This is a genomic window from Thermodesulfitimonas autotrophica, from assembly GCF_003815015.1.
Taxonomy (GTDB): Bacteria; Bacillota; Desulfotomaculia; order Desulfotomaculales; family Ammonificaceae; genus Thermodesulfitimonas; species Thermodesulfitimonas autotrophica.
Genome location: NZ_RKRE01000002.1, coordinates 1 through 16621 on the forward strand (window position 1 = coordinate 1; position 16621 = coordinate 16621).

Consider the following 16621-nt stretch of genomic DNA (forward strand, 5'->3'; position numbering starts at 1 on the left):
CACTAAAACCTAATGAGGGCTCAATCCATCTTCCTTGCTTTCCCTCAAAGGACGCGGCATCCATACGCTCTACCACTGTTCAGTTTTCAAAGACCATTTTAGTGCAGGCAAGATTGAATTTTACACTTCTCGCGCCCTGCTGTCAAGCCTGAATTTTTATCCCTTTCCGTTTTCAGGCCCCTCAAGGGGCGCAGATAAAAATATAGCACAGCCCCCACGAACGTGTCAACGCCTTTTAAAACAAAAATTTTGGTGAAACCTGTGGTCCCGGCAAACCCTTTCCCTCCTTGATCCCCAGCGACCTCGCCTCATTTGGACGCAAGCCACTCCGTTAATCCCGGAACACTAACATAGGTGCTCGGTACGGTCCCTACAATTACGTTCTCAACCAGCGGGATCTCAGTATTAACCCGCACATCTTTTTTCTGCAACGGAATCACAATCCGGACGCTCGTGTCAAGATGGAGAAAAAAACGGTGCCGCGTCTGGTTAATCCCCGCCGCCTCGAACTTTTCGAGCATCCCAACTTTGACGGCGCCCACCGGAACGATACGCACCTTGATGCGCGGCCCGTAATTAGCTAGAATCTGGCTTCCCAGCACCTGCCCCAGGGGTATGCCGAATTCCTCTTTAGGCAATTGGGCCAGGGTCTTCTCTACCGTTACCGCCACATCAGAGGCCATCTCTGTAATTTTGACTGCATTCGCCTGAATCAGGACGACCCGACCCGCCTGGTCTTTATGAACCGCAATCAGGTCCTCGTAGCGGATCCTCCGACTAAGGAGTTCGCTCCGGACGGCGTCGTTGACTGCCGCCACCGACATCTGCGTGGCTTTGGCCTCAGCGATAGCCATTATAGTAGGGAAGAGATTGTGTTCGATAAAGACGAAAAACCCGCCACATAAGCCGAGAAAGAAGAGGAACCACAGGAGAGGGCGCACCCGCCGGCGCTTAAACAATTGTCTCCCCCACAATTTCGTTTGGCTTCTACCATAAATATTTATGAAGCCATAGCGGGCCGCGCCATATAGAAACTACCCCGGAACAAAAGCGCTACAGCAAGAATACCGTATCACCACCCTATCTTTTACCCAATACCCTACTTTTTAAGATTTTCTTGATTTAACACTTTTGAGGCTACTAACATACCATGTTATGGAAAACTTCCCAGAGGAGTGGTTATAAGTGGCGGTTAGTTTTCAAATGACTAGCAGGGGGGCCATCGTCAACTCTTCACCGAAAGCGGATTCGCTTGCCGAGACCATGCACCAGATTGCCGGGCATCTGAAAAACAACCCGACTTCTACCGTCCTCGAAAAGATGGCCGAGCGGTTGAAATCGATGACGAAGGAGGGAAACCCCGGTGACGCCAGCGAAAAAAACTGGCGCATCGCCGTGGAGTTCGAGTGCGGTGGGTGCTGTAAGAAAGTCCTAAACGCCGCTTGCCTTGATTATCACTGTGGCAACTTCCTCCTGTGGCCAGAGTATCTCGAATACCTGGTTATCAAAACCTTTAGCTGCGGCGAGGTCGTCGAACGAGAATGCGCACTCGGCATCATTATTCCGGCAAGCCGGGTCTGCAGCATTGAATTCGGTGCCATGCAGGTAGACCCGTAAAACAGCACACTTGCTGCCGACAAAAAGCCCGGTCGCGAAGGCCGGGCCTTCTCAAACCTTCAGGCGGACAAACTTTCGCCGGCCGATGCTCAAAACCATCCCGGCCTCCGGTGCAATGCGCGCCGCAGGGTCGCCAACCCGCTCTTCGTTGACCCGCACGCCCCCCTGGGCGATGAGACGCCGGGCCTCGCTGGTGCTTGGGACAAGGCCGGCCGCCACCAAAAGCCGCGGCAGGGGAACCCGGCCGTTTTCAAGCATCTCTTTGGGGACCGCAAACTCCGGCATTTCCGCCGGTAACTCCCGCTCCCGAAAAACCCGGATGAATTCCGCCTCTGCTTTGGCCGCAGCCTCTGGCGAGTGAAACTGGCTCACCACTTCCCGCGCCAGCCGCATCTTTGCGTCTCGCGGATGAACAGTGCCGTTTTCCAAACCGGCTGCGATTGCCCTTACCTCTGCAAGCGGCACGGGAGTAACCAATTCCAAGTAACGCACGATCAGTGTATCGGGCAGGGACATCAGTTTACCGTACATCTCCCCGGGCGACTCCGTTATCCCCACGTAATTCCCCACGCTTTTGGACATCTTCTGTACGCCGTCGAGCCCTTCGAGCAGCGGCATCGTAATGGCCACCTGGGGCTCCTGGCCGTAAGCCACCTGTAACGTTCGCCCCATTAGGAGGTTGAACTTCTGGTCCGTGCCGCCGAGTTCCACGTCCGCCGCGAGGGCAACTGAATCGTAACCCTGCATCAGCGGGTAGAAAAATTCGTGAATCGAGATCGGCAGCCCGGATTTGAACCGCTTACTGAAGTCTTCGCGTTCCAGCATCCGGGCCACCGTATAGTTTGCAGCCAGCTTGATTACCTCCGCAAAGGTGAGCGGTGCCAGCCAGGAGCTGTTAAAAACGACCTCGGTCTTGTCCGGATCGAGAATCTTGAAAATCTGCTCTTCGTAAGTCCGGGCGTTGGCCCGCACTTCCTCTTCGCTCAGTTGCTTGCGGGTTTCTATTTTCCCGGTCGGATCACCGATCCGAGCTGTAAAATCCCCGAGGATAATAATGGCCCGGTGCCCAAGTTCCTGGAAGTGGCGCATTTTCTGCAGGACAACGGTATGCCCGAGGTGAATATCGGGGGCGGTAGGGTCAAGGCCAAGTTTTACCTTAAGCGGCTGGCCGGTGGCAATGGCCCGCTCTATTTTTTTCTCGAGTTCCTCTTCCAGGATGATCTCGACTGTTCCCCGGCGGATGAGTTCCATCTGCTCAGCAAGGGTCTTCACGTCTCCATCCTGCCTTCCGCAAAGTTTTAAACATTATAGCAAAGCAGCCAAATGGCTGGCAAGGCAGCAGCGCGCGCGGGAAACTTAAACGCGAACCAGCATAATATGTTATAATTTAGCCGTATAATTCGAAAGGGCGAGGCGGTTTGGTGGCTTCTCAGAACCGGAAGCGGAAACGGCTTAACCCGTGGCGGCTTGCGCTGCTGATCCTGCTGCTTTCCTTTTTTACCTTAACGGTAAGCGCGTGCGGCATGGTGGTTTACAGTTTAAAAGATATCCCGGCCTTCGACCCCAACCAGTTAGAAGGCTCCTTCTCCACCCTTCTTTACGACAAAAACGGCCAGATTATTACCGAGATAGGCCTCCAGAACCGTATTCCCGTAAAACTCAGCGCCATCCCGCTCGAAGTTCAGAACGCCTTTCTTGCCGCGGAGGACGTCCGGTTTTACGAACATATCGGCGTCGACCCGCGGGCGATCGCCCGCGCCCTCTACCACAATCTCCGGGGCGGCGGCATCCAGGAAGGCGGTAGCACCATCACCCAGCAACTCGCTAAGAATTGCTTTTTGACGCCGGAACAGACGCTAAAACGCAAAATCCAGGAAGCAATCTTAGCGCTGGAAATCGAACGCCACTACCGGAAACAGGAGATCCTCGAGCTTTACCTGAACCACATCTACTTCGGCGAAGGGGCTTACGGTATCCAGGCGGCGGCAAAGACCTATTTCGATAAAGATGTAAGTGAGTTGACCCTGTCTGAAGGTGCCCTTTTAGCCGGGCTTCCGAAAGCCCCCTCCCTTTATTCGCCCATCCGGAACCCCGAGGCAGCCATCAACCGGCGGAACGTAGTTCTCGATAGCATGGCCCGTTACGGATTTATCACGGCGGCGGAGGCTCAGGCCGCAAAAGCTGAACCCTTGAATCTAAAGCCCGGCAAGGCTACAGGCAAAAAATACCCGCACCCCTACTTTGTCGATTACGTTACGGACGAATTAGTGGAAAAGTACGGCGTCAACCAAGTCTTCCGTGGCGGCCTTAAAGTTTATACCACCCTCGACCCCCGCATCCAGGAGATAGCCGAGCAGGCACTCGCAGACCCGAAAAACTTCCCGCCCTCACACCGCGATGCAGCAGGCCAGCTTGAACCGCAGGGAGCGGTTGTGGTAATCGACCCCCATACCGGCCAGATCAGAGCGCTGGTCGGCGGGCGAGAGTACACCCACCAGCGGGGTCTCAACCGCGCCACGGACATCCACCGCCAACCGGGATCCGCCTTCAAGCCCATCATCGCCTACGCACCGGCCATAGAGTACCTCGGCTACGGCCCGGCAACGGTCGTAGACGATGTGCCGGTTCAGTTTAGCGGCTACCAGCCCAAGAACTACGACGGCCAGTACCGGGGTCTTATCCCCTTGCGCACTGCGCTCACCTATTCGATAAACATCCCGGCGGTCAAACTGCTCAACAGCGTCGGCTTGCAAAAGGCGATCGATTTTGCGTCCCGGTTCGGGTTCGAATTTTCGCCAGGCAATGAGGGTTTGAGCCTCGCCCTGGGTGGACTTCATAAAGGGGTCACCCCCCTGCAGATGGCCCAGGCCTATGCTGCTTTCGCCAACCAAGGGGTTTACGTTACGCCTACAGCGATAACCAGAGTCGAGACGCGAAACGGTATCGTTCTCGATGAGTTTAAGCCCAAGATGGTCCGGGTGATGAAGCCGACTACTGCCTATCTCATAACCGATATGCTCCGTTCCGCGGTAGAGTACGGCACGGGCACGCGGGCGCGCCTTGGTTCCCGTCCTGTCGCCGGGAAAACCGGCACGACAGACGATAGCAAGGACATCTGGTTTTGCGGCTACACCCCGGAACTCGTAGCCGTTGTCTGGATCGGCCATGATATCCCGCGGGAAATGCCCCGGGAGTACGGCGGACGGTATCCCGCGATGATCTGGCACCAGATCATGAGCAAAGCGCTCCAGGGAACACCGCTCCAGAACTTCGCCCGCCCCCCAGGAATCGTGGTGGCAACGGTGGATAAAAAATCGGGGCTCCTGCCGGGGCCACTTACGCCTCCGAACGAACAGGTTACCGATCTCTTTGCTGCCGGCACCGTGCCCACAAAAGTTGACGATACCAGGGTACTAGTTGAAATTTGCGCTGCCTCCGGCCTCCTGGCGACTGAAAACTGCCCCGAACGGATAACCAAAGTCCTAATTAAGTGTCCGTACAGCGTTCCCCCGTTCGTCAAGGACTACGCCGAAAGAGTGCCAACGGAGCGCTGCAACCTCCACGGCAGCACAGCTTCGCAAGATACAACCGGCCAGCCGGTATACGGGGAGGAGCCGGGAATACCCGTTCCACCGGGAAACCCCGAGGCGAATACCTTCCCGCCGTTTGGCCAGGTAACCCAGTAAAAGATGTGGAAGGGAGAGCCCTTTTGAGAGCTGACAAAATCGATGGCACCATCCTGGCCCGGCTCTTGAAGCAAGCTCTTGCCTGGCTCCAAGAGAATCGCGAAGAGATAAACGCGCTCAACGTTTTTCCCGTCCCCGACGGTGATACCGGCACCAACATGTGCGCTACCCTTGAAGCCGCTGTTGCCGCAATCGGCGACCCAGCACCGCACGCCATCGACCTGGTAGCCGCAGCCGCCGCCCGGGGCGCATTGATAGGGGCCCGGGGCAACTCCGGGGTGATCCTCTCCCAGATTATTCACGGTTTCGCCGCCGCGCTCAAGGGAAAGGAGACGGCCGGAGCTGAGGAAATTGCTGCCGCCATCGCTGCAGGCGCAGACCACGCCTACCAGGCAGTAGGCAACCCGGTCGAGGGAACAATCCTCACGGTGGTACGGGAGACCGCAGCCGGGGCGCAGATTTCGGCCCACCGCACCCGTAACCTTTTGCGCCTCCTCGCGTTCATCCTCAGAACCGCAAACCGGAGCCTGGCCCAGACACCCGAATTTCTCCCCTCCCTCAAGGAAGCCGGCGTGGTCGATGCCGGGGGGCGCGGCTTCACCGCCATCCTCGAAGGGGCCTTGCAGGCTACCACGGGAAAAAGTAATTCCCGCAAGCAGACCGGGCCGGCAGCTGACCGGGTGGACGGCGCGGCGGAACCACCGGCCCTCTTCCCCTTCGGGGAGAAAGAAAGCATCAATTACACCTACTGCACCGAATTCCTGGTCAAGGGGCCAGGGCTCAATAGCGGCGCCCTCCAGGAAGCTTTGAGCCCTTACGGCGACTGCCTGCTGGTTGTAGGCGAAGGCGACCTCCTCCGCGTTCACATCCATACCGACCATCCGGGAATCATCCTCGAAGCAGGCCTAAAATACGGGTCCCTGCACAACATTCGCATCAGCAACATGCGCGACCAGCACCGGGAGAAAATAGAGCCGCAGGCCAGTGTGGCCGTGGTGGCCGTGGCCGCAGGGGCAGGGTTTACAGCGCTCTTCACAAACTTAGGGGCAGCCGTTGTTCCCGGCGGGCAGACAATGAACCCGAGCACGGGGGAAATCGCTGCCGCGGTAGAAAATTTAGGGGCCCGGACCGTTATTATTCTCCCGAATAACCCCAACATTCTCCTGGCCGCACGGCAAGTGCAAAATCTCACCCGCAAGGAAGTGCTCGTGGTGCCCACAACCACGATGCCGCAGGGGCTCGTCGCCCTGCTCGCTTTCAAACTCGAAGCCGGTGGGGCCGAAAATGCTAGTAGAATGACCGCTGCCGCCGAAAGGGTCGTTACGGCGGAAATCACCCGCGCCTTTAAAGAGGCGCGGATAGAGGGAAAACTTGTTAAGAAAGGCGATTTCATCGCTCTTTGCAACGACAAACTGCTCGCTGCCGGAAGCGATCTTGGCGAAGTTGCGCTTGCGGCTATCCAGAAAATTGCTGCCGGAAAGGAAATCGTCACCCTTTATTACGGGCAGGAAGTGGAAGCCGCGCTGGCCAAATCCCTCGCCGCGCGCCAATCTGCGCTTTTCCCAGAAACGGAAATCGAAGTGCAGTTCGGAGGCCAGCCTTACTACCATTTCCTGATCGCTGCCGAGTAGCAAGCTGCACCAGCAGAAACCCGTTCGTGGCAAAAGTTTGTTCTGGAGGGAAGACTCTTGCAGGAATTAGCCATCGTTACCGACAGTACCGCTGACCTGCCGCCAGCGCTGGCACAGGAAATGGGCATCACAATCGTTCCCCTGAAGGTGATCTTTGGCCGGGAAGTCTACCGGGACGGGGTAGATCTCGACCGCACCACCTTTTACCAGCGCCTGCACGCCGGTGAAGTGGCTACCACTTCGCAGCCCTCGCCGGGAGAATTCGAAGCCGCCTACCGGCATCTGCTCACGAGAGCGAAAAGCATCGTCTCGATTCACATTTCCCGCAGGCTAAGCGGCACTGTGAACGCCGCCGAAACCGCCCGCTCCTTGCTCCCCGAAGCCGATATTACCGTCGTTGACTCGCGGCTGGTAGCCGGCGCCCTTGGGCTCGTGGTGCGCACCGCCGCCCGGGCCGCCCAAGAAGGAAAGCCCCCCGCAGAGGTCCTCTCGCTCATCGATCAGCTGATAACGGCTATCAAGGTCTACTTTTCCATAGAGTCCCTTGAATATCTCCGCCGGGGCGGGCGGATCGGCGGCGCTCAGGCCCTGCTCGGGACCATCCTGAAGATAAACCCGATCCTCACCCTCGCGGACGGGGTCATCCAGCCCTTTGAAAAAGTCTGGGGACAGAAGGCGGCATTGCGGCGCCTGGCAGAAATCGCCACTGCGGCAGCCGGAAACCGGCCCCTCTTCTGTCAGGTCCTAACAGGCGATAATCAAGAAACAGCAGCAGCGCTCGCCAGCCTCCTATCCGGGCTCCCGCCGGGAAGCACGGTGGAAACCGCCGCCATCGGCACGGTGGTGGCCGCCCACACCGGCCCCGGCGTATACGGCATAGTATTCTGCCCCAAAAGAGCGCTCGAACCGGTGCCTTGAGAGCCTACCCGCGGATCAGCCCCGTTAGTTTCGCCACGTCACAATACCGGGTAACGCTTTCCCGGGCCAGGGCGATGGCCCGCGCATCACCCGGACGCACCACCCGGCTTACCTCCGCCAGCCGCTCGACCGTTGTGTAGGTATCGTAATGGACCAGAATCACCGGCACCCCTTTTTCCGCCGCCCGGGCTACAACCTTGACGTCCGGATAAAGCCCTCCCGTAAGGATCAGCACCGAAGTGTCGGTCTCGAGCGCGGCCAGTGCAATGTCGGCCCGGTCGCCCCCCGTCACCACCGCCTTGTTCGCCGAACGACGGAAGTAACCGAGCGCGCTCTCGATCGTCATCGCGCCGACCAGCACATCCTCGACGATATTGTCTAACTTATCTTCGCCGGTGAGAATGTCCCCGCCGAGGATTTCATAAAACTCGGCCACCGTCGGCGCACTGAGTTCCACCCGGCTCGGAATTATCCCGAGCGTCTCAATACCGCGGGCCGCAAGTACTTCCCGGTAAATACCTTCCGTCTTCGCCAGCAGTACCCGGGGCACGTTGTTGAAGATAACGCCGGCAAAAGGCACCTGCGCTTCCCGGGCGCAACGCGCGATGAAGGCCACGTCGTCAAGGCTCCGGTCATTGGCAGGCCGCAGGACATAGAGAAGCGCCGCGCCAAATTCCCGCGCCAGGCTCACCGCATCGAGGCCGAAGGCCGCCATAGCCCAGGGCTGCGCCGTGCCGTCGATCAAAACTGCATCGGTTCCAGCGCTGGCCTTCGCGTACGCCTCCCTAACAAGCTGCCGGCAGCGCTCAGCATCCTTGTAGGTGGAAATATAGTACGCCCCAAAGGCGAGCGGCACAAGTTCCCGCACTTCTAAGTTTAGTTTAAGCGTCTCCCGCATCAGCAGCCCGTCCCGGTCTTCCACGCCGACGGCACCGGGAGGGCTTCCTACAGGTTTGAAGTAGCCCAGCCGTATTCCCTGTTCCTGGAGCTCAAGGGCCAGTCCTAGCGCAATTGCCGTTTTGCCGCTACCCATCCTGCCGATAAAATAGAGGTTCGCCATGCTCTCACCTCACCCAATTGTGATCTTGACGTCCAGCGCCACCGCCCCTTGTTCGTAAGCGAAAACCGGGTTGATATCCATCTCCACGATCTCCGGAAAGTCGCTCACTAAGCGCCCCACGCGACTAATGACGTTAACGAGCGCCCCAATATCGCGCGGTTTCTCGCCCCGGTAACCGCGCAGGAGCGTGTAAGCCTTTGTTTCCTTGATCATTTCCTCGACCTGCTGCTCACCCATACCCCAAACGAGGCGGAAGGCCACATCTTTCAAAAGGTTGACGTAAATACCACCGAGGCCAAAGGCAATCAGGGGTCCAAACTGGATGTCCCGCGTAACACCCACAATCAGCTCGGTTCCCTTGGGATACATCTTCTGGACATCAACGCCATAAACCAACGCCCGCGGTAAATGTTCGTGGACCCGCTCCATTATCTCCCAGAAGGCTTCCCTGATTTCTTCCGGGGTCTGGAGCCCGACGCGCACACCACCGACGTCGGTCTTGTGGATGATATCCGGCGAAGCCACCTTCAGCACCACCGGGTAGCCAAGCTCCGCTGCGTGGGTTACCGCCTCGGCCGCCCGCCGCGCCAGCTTTACCGGTGCCACCGGGATGCCGTAAGCCGCCGCAACCTCCATCGCCTCGCTGCCGAGCAGCGTCCGGCGCCGGTCCTCCCGAACCCGGCTAAATACCCGGCGTACAACCTCCGGGTTCACGTCCGGGTAAACAGGTAACTCCTCTTTTGCCGGGCGCTCCTTGATGCGGCCGTAGTTAACTAGCCCCCCGAGAGCCCGTACCGCTAACTCCGGAAAGGTGAAGCAGGGGATACCCCTTTCAGTGAGGAGTTCCGCCCCCGGCGCCAGGCTTTCACCACCCATATAGACTGCCAGAACCGGCTTTTGGGGGTATTTTTCTTTCACCGCCAGGATCGCCTCTGCCGTCTCCACCGGCTCCGCTACCGCGGTGGGGCAGAGCAGAACCACCGCGCTGTCCACATTCTCATCGCTCAGCACCTTCTCCATAGCGAAGCGAAAACGCTCCGTCCGTGCGTCACCGAGCACATCCACCGGGTTGAAAACGTTCGCCTCCGCAGGTAATTCCCCCCGCAACGACTCGATCGTTTCCCTGTTGAAACGAGCCATATCCAGTCCGCCCGCCTCTATACTATCCGTCGTGACGATGCCTGGCCCCCCTGCATTGGTGACCACCGCTACCCGGCGGCCGCGCGGCACCGGCTGACGGGTGAAAACAACCGCCAGATCGAAAAGCTCGCTCATCGTGCGGACCCGGATGATGCCGGTCTGTTTGAAAGCCGTCTCGTATGCCAGGTCCGAGCCCGCCAGGGCGCCGGTATGGGACGAAGCGGCCTGCGCTCCGGCCTGGCTCGTCCCCGACTTCAAGACGATAACCGGCTTGTACCTGGTCGCCTCGTCCGCCACCCGCAAGAAATGTTCGCCGTCCTTCACATCTTCGATGTAGCAAAGGATAACCTTTGTATTCGGGTCGCTGACCGCATCCGCGATAAAATCAGCCTCGTTCAGGTCCGCCTTGTTCCCCATGCTCACAAACCGCGAAAAGCCGAGGCCCGTCTTCACGCTCCAGTCAAGAATGGCAACCAGCATTGCCCCACTCTGGGAAATAAAGGCGATCTCTCCCCGCAAAGGGAAGCCCGCCGCAAAGGAGGCGTTAAGCGGGGTATGCGTATCCATGATCCCCACGCAGTTCGGCCCCAGAAGAAGCATATCGTGGGCACGGCAAATCTCAACCAGTTCCTTTTCCCGGGCTAACCCCTCCTTCCCTACCTCCTTGAAGCCCGCCGAAATCACGACCAAGCCCTTGACCCCCGCCTTGCCACAATCCCGGGTCACGTCGAGGGCCCGTTCTGCCGGAACCACCACCACCGCCAGATCAACCGCCTGTCCGATGGCCGAAACCGCCGGGTAAGCCTTAAGTCCCTCTATCTCCGTTTCCTTGGGGTTAACGGGGAAAACAACGCCCCTGTAACCGCTCCCGATAATGTTCCGTAAAATGACGTTGCCTAATTTCTCCCGGTTCTTCGAAGCCCCAACAACAGCGATGCTCTGGGGACGGAAGATGACATCGAGCGCGCGCAAGATCCTTCACCTCACCCCGGGAATAACTCTGGAAGTAGCTTTCCTAACTCAGTTTAACTTTACCTTCGGTAAAAGGTGGTGGAATCCTCCCTGCTGGAGGGGATAAATCCCCTGAAAATGAAAAAAACCGCCGGAAGGCGGCTTTTCTTACGTTTAGACATTAGTGATTACGCTGGTAGCGAAGACGTGGTTGCCGATGGCAGCGGTAACCGGCAGGGTGCGGATCCAACGGTCCTGCGCCGTTTGCGGGTTATAGAAGAAGAGCGCGCCGTTGGTCGGGTCTACGCCCCGGACCGCAAGCTCTGCCGCTCTGTAAGCTTCCTCATCCGGTTCCAGATTGATTGAGCCGTCGGCCACCGGGGTAAACTCGTAAATACCGTTGGTGCACTGGAAGATTACCCCGCGGACAGTCTTTGGGAAAGCCGGGTGGCGCAGACGGTTCATGATGACCGCCCCTACAGCTACCTTGCCCATGAAGCTCTCTCCCCGGGCCTCCGCGTTGATCACCCGCGCCATAAGCCGCAGGTCTTCCTCGCTTACCGGCAATTGCGAACCGGACGCAATTTTAAGCACCTGACCGGGGAAAATAAGCGGGCTATCTAGATCGTTCGCTTCCATAAGCCTTTCGACCGTGACTCCGTAAGCACAGCTGATTCCCCAGAGGGTATCCCCGGGAACCACCGTGTGGGAGAGTTCCCCAGCCGCAACCCACGCCGTGCTACCCGGCCACCAAAGGACCGCAATGAAAACAAGTACAAAAAGTGCTATTCGCGGTTTCATCCTCTCCTCCTTTCCCGGACTACTATTTTAACCCGCGAATAGCCCCCTTTATACACGGCTGCACGCCAATCAAGCCATCATCTGGCAAAAAATAGACTTAGCTTGCTCACCAGACGGACCAGAGGGTGCTTGAAGCGGCGTTCCAGCTGTCGGTAATCTTCCCGCAGGCGATTGAGTTCCTGCTGCAGTAGACGGTAATCCCTTTCAAGTTCTTGCCCCGCGCTCAGGGCTTGCTGCAGTTCACTTGAAAGCCGAGCGTTCTCGGTGGTCAGGCGCCGCTCGCTTTCCCCGTACCGCGCCGTAGTCTGCTGCAGTTTTTGTTTCAAGTCGATGAGCTCCCGCTGCAGGTTCGCTACCTGGGTACCGTAGTGGTCGCGAACCTCTGCAAGCCGGGTCCTGCTCTCTCGTTCCTTCTCCTTTTCGCAGGCAAGCTCCGCCTTCAGGTTTTCGATGGTCTCGTTGAGCACCGCGATGACTTCGTTCAGGCGCGCGATTTCCTGCTCCCCCTCCCGGGCTCTGCCAACCCAGAGCCGGCACTGGTGGAGAATGCTCTGCGCCTTGTTTTCTAACCTTTTTATCTGGTCGCGGTAATAAACGAGTTCCCGTTTCCTAAGCGTGAGCAGGAGTTCCTTCTCGGAAAGCTGGGCACTCAAGTGTTCGTATTGCTCCCGGCAGCGCGCCTGTTGGGCAAGCGCCGCCGCCGCCTGCTGGTGCGCGGCGCTTGCCTCGTTAAGCTGCGCCCGCAGCTCCCGCAACCGCTTCTGCCAGGCCTCACGCTCCGCAAGGTGGCGCTTCTTCTGCTCACGGAGCAGGTCAAGAAAGCGTTTCATCACCATATCGTAGGCCGCCTGTGCCGCACTGCTGTAGGACCAGTTATCGCCCTGCTGTAGGAAAAACGGGAAACGCCGCAGCACCCCTTCCACCGCCTGCGGGGTAACCGGGCGCCAGAAGTTTACCGCTTCGACGATCTGGTTAAGCGAAAGACCCGCCGGGTGAGCCCGTAGCACTTTAAGGACAAGGTACTTGAGGGGGTACTCCTCCATGCCGAGTTCCCATTCCGTAAGCCCCCACATCCCGGTATCGAACTGAACGAACCGGCCGTCGGAAATCAGGTTCGCCTCATCGGTGATCAGCCGCTTCATTTTCGCCTTCTTCCCTTTCTCTTCCCGCCGCAGTTCCCAGAGGCTGAGCGGCTGTTGGCGCTTTAAAAGGAGGTGGTAAAAGGGGTCGTTGACCCGGAAACCCTGACAGTCCAGGCGCCACTGGTTCTTGGCGTCAGATTTAAAGCAGGAATGCTGTTTAAGACACAGCTCTACCTTCGCCTCCACTTCGTGTAAGGGAAGGTCCCGCAGCATCTTCCTGCGGACGTAAGGGGCTATTTCCTTGACGGAAAGCGTCTCGAAAAAATAAAGCGTTCGTTTCAAAAGGTCGGTCAGCGAGTAAAGTCTACCGTGCACAAAATCACCTTCCTTATTATTGCAGTGTTACCAGTCTTTTACATTTATTCGTCGTTAAGGGTCGCTCTCCTGCCGGCAAACAGAAAAAATTTCCCGGCTTCGTTGGCGATAGTGAATTGACAGTGCCGCCGCCGCTATGGTAGAATACTTCTTCTCTTGACATAAGGCGCCGGAAATGTTATACTTAGTTTGTTGCCCTGGTTATTGCTACGTCTACTTGGCTCAGGAGGTGGTCTTTTGTTCAAGATCGGCGACAAGGTTGTCTATCCGATGCACGGCGCAGGAATCATCGAAGCGATCGAGGAAAAAGAGATTTTAGGCGAAAAGAGAGAATATTACGTGCTGCGCCTGCCCATCGGGAACATGAAGGTGATGGTTCCGATCGCCAACAGCCGAGAGATAGGGCTGCGCGAAATAATCAATAAGCAGGAGGTCAAAAAGGTACTTAACCTCTTGAAAGCCTCCGGAAGCCCGATGCCGAGCAACTGGAACCACCGTTACCGCGCGAACTTGGAGAAAATAAAGAGCGGCAACATTTACGCGGTGGCGGAAGTGGTACGCAACTTGGCAAGAAGAGAAAGAGAGAAAGGCCTCTCCTCAGGTGAAAAGCGGATGTTAGAAAACGCCAAGCAGATTTTGATCAGTGAGCTGGCCCTCGCTACCGAAGTCGAGGAAGATAAGGCCAGAAGCCTCTTAGACAAAGCTTTCGCTTAAAAATAAACGGGTACGCCACCAGGAGGGCGTACTTTTTTATTTCCTGTTGCCCAGCCAAAATCATCCAACTCCTTGAGAAGATAACCGGTACAGCCGTATAATTTATAAGGAATCACACAAAAATTACCTTAAAAAGAAAGGCTGATAATTAATGATAGTAAGGTGACTAGCGCCATGAAATGCAACAGCAGAACCAGATAAGGGTAGCGAAGTATTGCGCCGGAACCTTTCGCTAGATCTTAAATTTCAGCAACCTTAATAGCTCTTTTAGTAAGCCAAGTACTCTTTTGGGTTGATAAGTTTAACAAATATAAGGAGGTGAAGCGCTATTTGGTACGGCGAGCTGTCTTCTTAATCCTGGTCATAGGCTGCGGGACGAGCAGTGTTTTCCTGGCCGCAAATCTTTTGCGTTTCTGGCACCTCGCGGATTCCGTTAAGATTGCTCTTCTTGTCGTTGCCGGAATTTTGGGACTCTTACTCGGTATTCTTTTCGCCCCCCGCCTGATCAACGGCGTCATCTGGGTCGTAAACAAGGGCGAACAGCATTTTCAGAAAATCCCCGTTATTGATCTGGTAGTCGGGGTTTTAGGACTTATCATCGCGCTTATCATTGCCAACCTATTCGGCAACATTTTGGCCAGCTTTGGCTGGCTCGGCAAGATCATCTGGCTCGGCGTTACGATGCTGTTAGGGTATCTTGGTCTCTCAATCGGGATAAAAAAGGGCGAAGAGTTGTGGAGCACCGTTAGTTCTCTTTCCCGGGTGAGCAAGGAAAAAAGCCCCAAAGAGCAGCGCCACCCGGGGCAGGTCAAGATCGTCGATACGAGCGCAGTTATCGACGGCCGCATTGCCGACCTCTGTGCTAGCGGTTTCATTGAAGGGACGCTGCTGGTCCCGGTCTTCGTTCTGGACGAGTTACAACACATTGCCGACTCTAACGACGTGTTAAAGCGGAACCGGGGGCGGCGCGGCCTCGATATCCTGAACCGGATGCGCAAAGAGGCCCACGTAAAAATACAGATCTACGAAGATGTCCAGGCGCTAGCCAACATCCCGGAGGTAGATACTAAGCTTGTGCAACTGGCCAAAAGCCTGAAGGCGAAAATCATCACTACCGATTTCAACCTCAATAAGGTAGCCGAGCTACAAGGGGTTAAGGTTCTCAACGTAAATGAGCTGGCCAACGCCCTTAAACCCATCGTTTTGCCCGGCGAAGAAATGGTCGTGCAGGTTGTGCGGGACGGGAAAGAAGCGGGACAGGGAGTGGCCTATCTCGATGACGGGACGATGATCGTGGTGGACGGCGGTAAAAAGTACATCGGCAAGCCCGTGCGCGCCACAGTAACCAGCGTCCTCCAGACGACCGCGGGTAGGATGATCTTTGCCAAACTAAAGAATCTCCGCGAAGACGGCGGCGAAAAGCTCGATGGGGTGAACGCGGTTGGTTGAAGCCGGTGTCGTGATAGTAGCCGCGGGGCAGAGCGTCCGGATGGGGAGTGGCCCCAGGAAACAGTACCGCCTTTTAGGGGGCCTCCCGGTGGTGAGCCGGACGCTTAACGTTTTCGAAGGTCTAGAAGCGGTGAAGGAGATCGTTCTGGTGGTTCCGCCGGGCGAAGAAGAGTTCTGTTACCGGGAAATAATTAAACCCTTCGGTTACCGCAAAATCGCGGCGGTAGTCCCCGGCGGCACCCACCGCCAGGAGTCGGTCTGGGCCGGGCTGCAGCATTTCACGTACCCGCCGGAGGTCGTGGTCGTTCACGACGGGGTCCGGCCGCTAGTGCGCCCCGCGCTTGTCGAGGCCGCGATCGAAGCAGCAGCCTCCTGGGGAGCGGCCGTGGTTGCGGTTCCGGCCAAGGATACCGTCAAATTAACCGACGGGGCGGGCTTTGTCGCGCAGACATTGCCCCGGAACCAGGTCTATCTGGCCCAGACCCCCCAAGCCTTCCGCTTTGAGGTCCTGCTCACCGCGCACCGCCGGGCGCAGCAGGAGGGGTTCTACGGTACCGACGATACGGTGCTGGTAGAGCGCCTCGGCCTCCCGGTTAAGGTGGTTCAGGGCGCTTACGAAAACCTCAAGCTCACCACCCCGGAAGATTTCACCATCGCCGCCGCACTTCTCGGGGAACATATCCCGCTGCGCGTAGGCTTCGGTTACGATGTCCACCGGCTCGCCCCCGGCCGGCCCCTGATCCTAGGCGGCGTCACGATTCCCTGGAAAACGGGACTTGAAGGGCATTCCGACGCCGACGTTCTCTGTCACGCGGTGATGGACGCACTCCTCGGTGCCGCCGGGGCCAGGGACATCGGCTACCATTTCCCGCCCACGGAGGAAAGTTACCGGGGGGTATCGAGCCTCTCGCTGCTGGCACGAGTCCGGGAAATTATCGCTGCCTGCGGCTTTCGGGTCGCAAACATTGACGCCGTCGTTGTAGCCCAGCAGCCGCGGCTAGCTCCCTTCGTGGCCACAATGGCGGAAAATATCGCCCGCGTCCTCGAAATCCCTCCCTTTCTGGTTAACGTCAAGGCAACCACGACGGAAGGGCTGGGGTTCACCGGGCGGGAAGAAGGCATTGCCGCCTATGGAGTAGCGGTTTTACACCGAACGTAGATAGCACCGGCCACGCGGACATTGTTTGGAACCACCAA

13 protein-coding genes are annotated in these 16621 nt (G+C 57.5%); 7 read left to right on the forward strand and 6 right to left on the reverse strand.

What is annotated here, in order from left to right:
- Positions 1 to 308 precede the first annotated feature (308 nt).
- A complete protein-coding gene (yunB, locus tag EDD75_RS03815; protein WP_170157696.1) occupies positions 309 to 959 on the reverse strand; it encodes a sporulation protein YunB in 651 nt (216 codons plus the stop codon).
- 226 nt (positions 960 to 1185) lie between these two features.
- On the opposite strand from yunB, the gene EDD75_RS03820 reads away from it, so the two are divergent.
- On the forward strand, positions 1186 to 1617 hold the full coding sequence (locus EDD75_RS03820) for a hypothetical protein (RefSeq protein WP_123928400.1): 432 nt from the start codon (positions 1186 to 1188) through the stop codon (positions 1615 to 1617).
- Positions 1618 to 1668: 51 nt separating this feature from the next.
- On the opposite strand, the gene tyrS is transcribed toward EDD75_RS03820, so the two are convergent.
- Complete coding sequence (tyrS, locus tag EDD75_RS03825) at positions 1669 to 2889, reverse strand: tyrosine--tRNA ligase (RefSeq protein WP_123928403.1); 1221 nt, start codon at positions 2887 to 2889, stop codon at positions 1669 to 1671.
- Positions 2890 to 3038: 149 nt separating this feature from the next.
- Between tyrS and EDD75_RS03830 the strand changes: the two genes are divergently transcribed.
- The 3 genes from EDD75_RS03830 to EDD75_RS03840 are packed head-to-tail and all read left to right on the forward strand — an operon-like array spanning position 3039 to position 7852.
- On the forward strand, positions 3039 to 5303 hold the full coding sequence (locus tag EDD75_RS03830; RefSeq protein ID WP_170157697.1) for a transglycosylase domain-containing protein: 2265 nt from the start codon (positions 3039 to 3041) through the stop codon (positions 5301 to 5303).
- Between the two features lie 23 nt (positions 5304 to 5326).
- On the forward strand, positions 5327 to 6934 hold the full coding sequence (locus tag EDD75_RS03835; RefSeq protein WP_170157698.1) for a DAK2 domain-containing protein: 1608 nt from the start codon (positions 5327 to 5329) through the stop codon (positions 6932 to 6934).
- A gap of 57 nt (positions 6935 to 6991) precedes the next feature.
- The gene (locus EDD75_RS03840; protein ID WP_170157699.1) at positions 6992 to 7852 is read left to right on the forward strand and encodes a DegV family protein; all 861 of its coding nucleotides are present in this window, start codon (positions 6992 to 6994) and stop codon (positions 7850 to 7852) included.
- Positions 7853 to 7856: 4 nt separating this feature from the next.
- On the opposite strand, the gene EDD75_RS03845 is transcribed toward EDD75_RS03840, so the two are convergent.
- From EDD75_RS03845 to EDD75_RS03860, 4 genes are all read right to left on the reverse strand, one after another.
- Entirely contained in the window at positions 7857 to 8912 is a 1056-nt protein-coding gene (locus EDD75_RS03845) for a phosphotransacetylase family protein (RefSeq protein ID WP_123928411.1), read from the reverse strand.
- A gap of 9 nt (positions 8913 to 8921) precedes the next feature.
- Complete coding sequence (gene acs / locus EDD75_RS03850; protein WP_123928414.1) at positions 8922 to 11024, reverse strand: acetate--CoA ligase alpha subunit; 2103 nt, start codon at positions 11022 to 11024, stop codon at positions 8922 to 8924.
- 153 nt (positions 11025 to 11177) lie between these two features.
- Positions 11178 to 11804, reverse strand: coding sequence for a cell wall hydrolase (locus EDD75_RS03855; RefSeq protein WP_123928417.1), 627 nt, complete (start codon positions 11802 to 11804; stop codon positions 11178 to 11180).
- A 77-nt stretch (positions 11805 to 11881) separates the two neighbouring features.
- On the reverse strand, positions 11882 to 13261 hold the full coding sequence (locus tag EDD75_RS03860) for a coiled-coil domain-containing protein (RefSeq protein ID WP_123928420.1): 1380 nt from the start codon (positions 13259 to 13261) through the stop codon (positions 11882 to 11884).
- A gap of 237 nt (positions 13262 to 13498) precedes the next feature.
- On the opposite strand from EDD75_RS03860, the gene EDD75_RS03865 reads away from it, so the two are divergent.
- The 3 genes from EDD75_RS03865 to ispD all read left to right on the forward strand — a co-directional run bounded on the left by EDD75_RS03865 (position 13499) and on the right by ispD (position 16583).
- Positions 13499 to 13975 carry a CarD family transcriptional regulator gene (locus EDD75_RS03865; RefSeq protein ID WP_123928423.1) on the forward strand — a complete coding sequence of 159 codons (477 nt, stop codon included), beginning with the start codon at positions 13499 to 13501 and terminating at the stop codon, positions 13973 to 13975.
- A 330-nt stretch (positions 13976 to 14305) separates the two neighbouring features.
- A complete protein-coding gene (locus EDD75_RS03870; RefSeq protein WP_123928426.1) occupies positions 14306 to 15424 on the forward strand; it encodes a PIN/TRAM domain-containing protein in 1119 nt (372 codons plus the stop codon).
- The gene (ispD, locus tag EDD75_RS11490) at positions 15417 to 16583 is read left to right on the forward strand and encodes a 2-C-methyl-D-erythritol 4-phosphate cytidylyltransferase (protein WP_123928428.1); all 1167 of its coding nucleotides are present in this window, start codon (positions 15417 to 15419) and stop codon (positions 16581 to 16583) included. The genes EDD75_RS03870 and ispD overlap by 8 nt, the downstream gene beginning before the upstream one ends.
- Positions 16584 to 16621: the final 38 nt, after the last annotated feature.